Source organism: Bradyrhizobium uaiense (assembly GCF_010811875.1).
Classification (GTDB): Bacteria; Pseudomonadota; Alphaproteobacteria; order Rhizobiales; family Xanthobacteraceae; genus Bradyrhizobium; species Bradyrhizobium uaiense.
The window spans coordinates 1-4,171 of record NZ_VKHP01000410.1 but is presented as its reverse complement, the minus strand read 5'-3'; the positions used below and the strand labels follow the sequence as shown (position 1 = coordinate 4,171).

The 4,171-nt window shown below is 62.7% G+C and carries 5 protein-coding genes; all 5 read right to left on the bottom strand.

The window, feature by feature from the left end:
* Nucleotides 1–57: 57 nt before the first annotated feature.
* Nucleotides 58–750 (bottom strand): ABC transporter ATP-binding protein, encoded by a 693-nt coding sequence (locus tag FNJ47_RS44865; protein ID WP_163163035.1) that lies wholly within the window; start codon nt 748–750, stop codon nt 58–60.
* Nucleotides 750–1,496 carry an ABC transporter ATP-binding protein gene (locus FNJ47_RS44860; RefSeq protein ID WP_163163033.1) on the bottom strand — a complete coding sequence of 249 codons (747 nt, stop codon included), beginning with the start codon at nt 1,494–1,496 and terminating at the stop codon, nt 750–752. Before FNJ47_RS44860 ends, FNJ47_RS44865 begins: the two co-directional genes overlap by 1 nt.
* Nucleotides 1,493–2,416 (bottom strand): branched-chain amino acid ABC transporter permease, encoded by a 924-nt coding sequence (locus FNJ47_RS44855; RefSeq protein WP_163163031.1) that lies wholly within the window; start codon nt 2,414–2,416, stop codon nt 1,493–1,495. Before FNJ47_RS44855 ends, FNJ47_RS44860 begins: the two co-directional genes overlap by 4 nt.
* A complete protein-coding gene (locus FNJ47_RS44850) occupies nt 2,416–3,315 on the bottom strand; it encodes a branched-chain amino acid ABC transporter permease (protein ID WP_163163029.1) in 900 nt (299 codons plus the stop codon). The genes FNJ47_RS44855 and FNJ47_RS44850 overlap by 1 nt, the downstream gene beginning before the upstream one ends.
* 35 nt (nt 3,316–3,350) lie before the next feature.
* Nucleotides 3,351–4,171 (bottom strand): ABC transporter substrate-binding protein (locus FNJ47_RS44845; RefSeq protein ID WP_163163027.1); only part of this gene is annotated, 821 nt, incomplete at its 5' end.

Genomic DNA, 4,171 nt, shown 5'->3' with positions numbered 1-4,171 from the left:
ATCACAAGCGATTTGATTTCGACGCCGACGCGATCGGTGCGATCCTTCGCGATGCGGTCAAACTTCATGAACATGGGCTTTGTCATCCTTGGTAGACGGAACAAGAATCTCGCCACGCTCGATCTGCAATGTGCGATCGGCGACGCGGTCGAGCAGAACCGGCGAGGATTCCGTGATCAGCAAGGCGAGTTCGGGCCGGTGCCTGCGCAGTTCGCCGAGCGTTCGCGCATATTCGAGCGCGAGGGCCGGCGCCAGGCCCTGGAACGGTTCATCGAGCAACAGGACCTTGCGTGCCACCGTCAGCGCACGGCCCAGCGCAACCATCTTGCCTTGCCCGCCAGAAACACCGCCGGCGGGCCGGGACCGCATCACATGCAGTTCGGGCAGCAGCATATAGATTTCGTCCAGCCTGCGAGCAATTTCCGCCTTGTCGAGGTTGAGCGCCAGGGCCGGAAGACGGATGTTCTCCTCGACGCTCAGCTCCGGTATCAGTCGGCGATCTTCCGGGGCGTACCCTATGCCGGCCCGCGCGCGGGTATGGGCCGGCATGCTGCCGAGATCGTCGGAATCGAGGCGGATCGAGCCCTCGTCGCGCGGGATGAGCCCCATGATCGCGCGAAGCGTCGTTGTCTTGCCGGCACCATTGCGGCCAATCAACACCGTCGTCTTTCGCGCGACGATGTCGCAGCTGATCTTGCGTAGCACACGCACGCCTTCGATCGAGACGCTGACCTTGTCGACGTTGAGCATCAGGCCACTCCCACGACGCGCTCGCGGACTTGCGCGTTGCCAAACACCTCGTCGGGCCGCCCTTCGGCCATGATATTTCCGGCATTCCACACCAGGACGCGGCTTGCATAGCGTGCCACCACGTCCATGTCGTGCTCGACGAAAAGCGCTGTGATACGGCGCTGACGCAGCGCGCTCATCAACGCCTCCATCAGTGGAAAGCGCTCCAGCGCACTCACACCGCTGGTCGGCTCATCCAGCAGAAGGAGCCGCGGCTTGAGCGCCAGGGCAACCGCGATATCGAGAAGCTTGCGGTGACCTTCAGGCAGGGTACTGCTGATCCGATCGGCGTCGCCGTCGAGCCCGACCAGCTCGAGCAAGGCCTTTGCCTCGTCGCGCCGTTCCGCTGTTTCAAGTGGCCGGATCGCGCTCCACAGCCCGTCTTTCGCGGCCAGTGCCAGCATCATGTTGTCGATCACGCGCTGCGCGGAGAAGAGTTGCGGGATCTGGAAGGCGCGCGCGACCCCGCGTCGGGCAATAGCGCGCGGCGACATCCGGGTGATGTCGTTGCCGTCGAGCAGAACGCTGCCTGAAATTGGACGAATATAGCCTGTGCAGATGTTGAGCAGCGTCGTCTTTCCCGATCCGTTCGGACCGATGATGGCGAGGAACTCGCCATCGTGGATTGCGATGCTTGCCCCGTCGGCCGCTTTGACCCCGTTGAATGCGACGCGGAGGTTCTTGGCCTCCAGGATGGGACGGCTCATGAGCTCTGAGCCTCCTTGCGCTCGAACAATCCGTAGATGCCCTGCGGCATGAACATGATCACGACGATCAGCGTGATGCCCACGAACAGATTCCAGGCATCCGTCACGGTTACGGCCGCGCTGTGCAGCAATTCGAGGAAGAGCGCTCCGATGAACGCTCCGGGCACGCCGCCAATACCACCGAGCACGGCGATCAGCACGAGATGCCCTGATGCTGTCCAGAATGCGAAGTCAGGAACCACGCGGCCGATCGCAAAACCGGCGATTGCCCCGCCAAGACCCGCGAGCGCCGCGGAGATGGTGTAGGCGATCAGCAGAACCGCCCAGACCGGGATGCCCAGATATTCAAGCCGGATTTCGTTGCTGTGGACAGCAGACAGCGCATGCCCCAGTGGACTATCGAGATACCGATGGACGGCGAGACCGACGAGCACCATCAGCGTCAGACTGAGATAGAACAGGATGCTCTTGAACACCGGCTCAGCGAACACAGTACCGAAAACCGCGGGAATCGGGACCGGCAGTCCGTCCGTTCCGCCGGTGACGCCGTAGAGTTTGGCGCACAGCGCGTAGAACACCATGGAGACGGCGAGGTTCAACATCGCGAAGAAGATCGCGCGATAGCGGACAAGGAACGATCCGGCGATCGCGCCGATCAGTGCAGAGACCAGTACCGAGAGGATCAGGAGCAACCCGAGATCGTTGATGCCGGCGCGCGCAAGGAAGGCCGCGCCATAGGCGCTGGCTGCGAAGAACATCGCATGGCCGATCGAGATCAACCCGGCGCGTAGCAACACTGCGACACCGAGCGCCGCAAAGCCCTTGGCGATCGCAAGCGTCAGAACGAATTGAAGCCAGGGCGCGGCGAACGCCAGCGCAGCGAGCATAACTACCGCAGCAGCGGCCAGAATGATCCGCATCATATCCTCCGCGCCGTGACCGATCCGAACAGGCCGTAGGGGCGGATCAGAAGCACGGCAAGCATCGCCGCATAGGGCGCAACCGCATCCAGCGAGGGCACGAGATAGATCGCGAGCACGCGCGCGAAACCAACGATCAACGAGGCCACCGCAGCTCCCTCGATCTGTCCGAGCCCGCCGATCGCCGCCACCGCAAAGGCGAGAACCATGGTATCGGCTCCGAGCCCCGGCGCGATGCCCGACGTCGGCGTCGCCAGAGCCCCTCCCAGCGCCGCAAGGAACACGCCGAGCGAGAACGCCAGGATGAATATCCGGTTGGTATCGATGCCGATCGACTGCGCCATTTCTCGGTCAGTCACGACGGCCGTGATCAGGCGCCCAAGCCGCGTGTGGTTGATCAAAAGCCGCAGGCCGACGACGACGAGAACCGCCATCGCGACAAGCAGGATCTGGTAGTTCAGATAGACGACGCCACCGATGCTCGACGTGCCGAGCAACCGCATCGGCGAGTCCTCGTACAGGGATTGCACGCCGAAGACGAGACGCTGGAGATCCTCGAGGATCAGGAACAGCCCGAACGTGATCAGGATCTGGACCGCTTCGGACTTGCCGTAGGTCCAGCGGACCAGGCTACGCTCGATCAGTGGACCAAGTATCGCGGCCACGAAAACTGCACTGAACAGCAACGCAACGAACGACAAATAGGGGTTGAGCTGTCGACTTGCGATGAACAGGCAAACCGAAGCGGCGACATAGCCGCCGATCGAGTAGAGGCTGCCGTGAGCGACGTTGAGGACGCGCAGGACGCTGAAGACCAGCGTCAGGCCGACCGCCGCGAAGAAGATCAACGCGGCGCTGGCCAGGCTGTCCAGCAGCAAGGGGATGATTGCATTCGACATTGAGCTGCGCCTGCGTGATCGGTTTCGATTGGACGCTATCGTTCGCCTATCTTGTAGCTCCCGGGCTTCGGAAGGCCCTTCGCAAACTCGGGCTTTAGCGTCGAAATCCACGCCAGCGGATCCTGACCGGCCTGCGGCAGCAGGCTATCGCCCTTGTAGCGGACCATGTCGCCGATCACGGGAAATGGCTGGGCCGATGTCTTCAAGGTGACGCCGACGATCTGGTCGACGAGACCGTCGTTGTCGGCACGCGTCTGCACGATGCCGGTCAAGGTCGCGACCTTGCTGCCCTTCATGGCGTCCGCGAGTTCGGCACGCGTCGGCCACTTTCCGCCGTTCTTCTGCATCGCGGCCTCGTAGGCGGCTTTCACATAGATCAGCGTATTGGCCATCTTGATGGATGGGAACACCGGATACTCGCCGAAGCGCGACTTGTATGCCTCGGCAAACTTCACCGTCTCGGGATTGGCCTTGGCGTCGGGCGACATCCACCAGCCGTCGCCGAGAACACCGACGATCACCCCGTCAGGCAACGGCACGCGCTGCAGGACGGTCTCGCCGAGCGCGAGGATCACCTGACTGGAGGTGAAAAGCCCCCGCGGCGTAGCCTGCCGGACGAAATTCTCGAGGTCGGCGCCCCAGAGGTTGGAGAAGACGACGTCCGGACGCGCAGTCGTGAGGCGGGAAATCTCGGTCTGGTAGTTCGGCGAGCCGAGCTTCGGATAGAGTTCGGCGACGATCTGGATGTCCGGCTTCAACGCCTTCAGCGCTGCGGTGAAGATCTTGGCCGCGTCATGGCCGAACGCATAGTCCGGATTGATGATCGCCACCGTCTTCACGTCCGGCTTGCGATCCA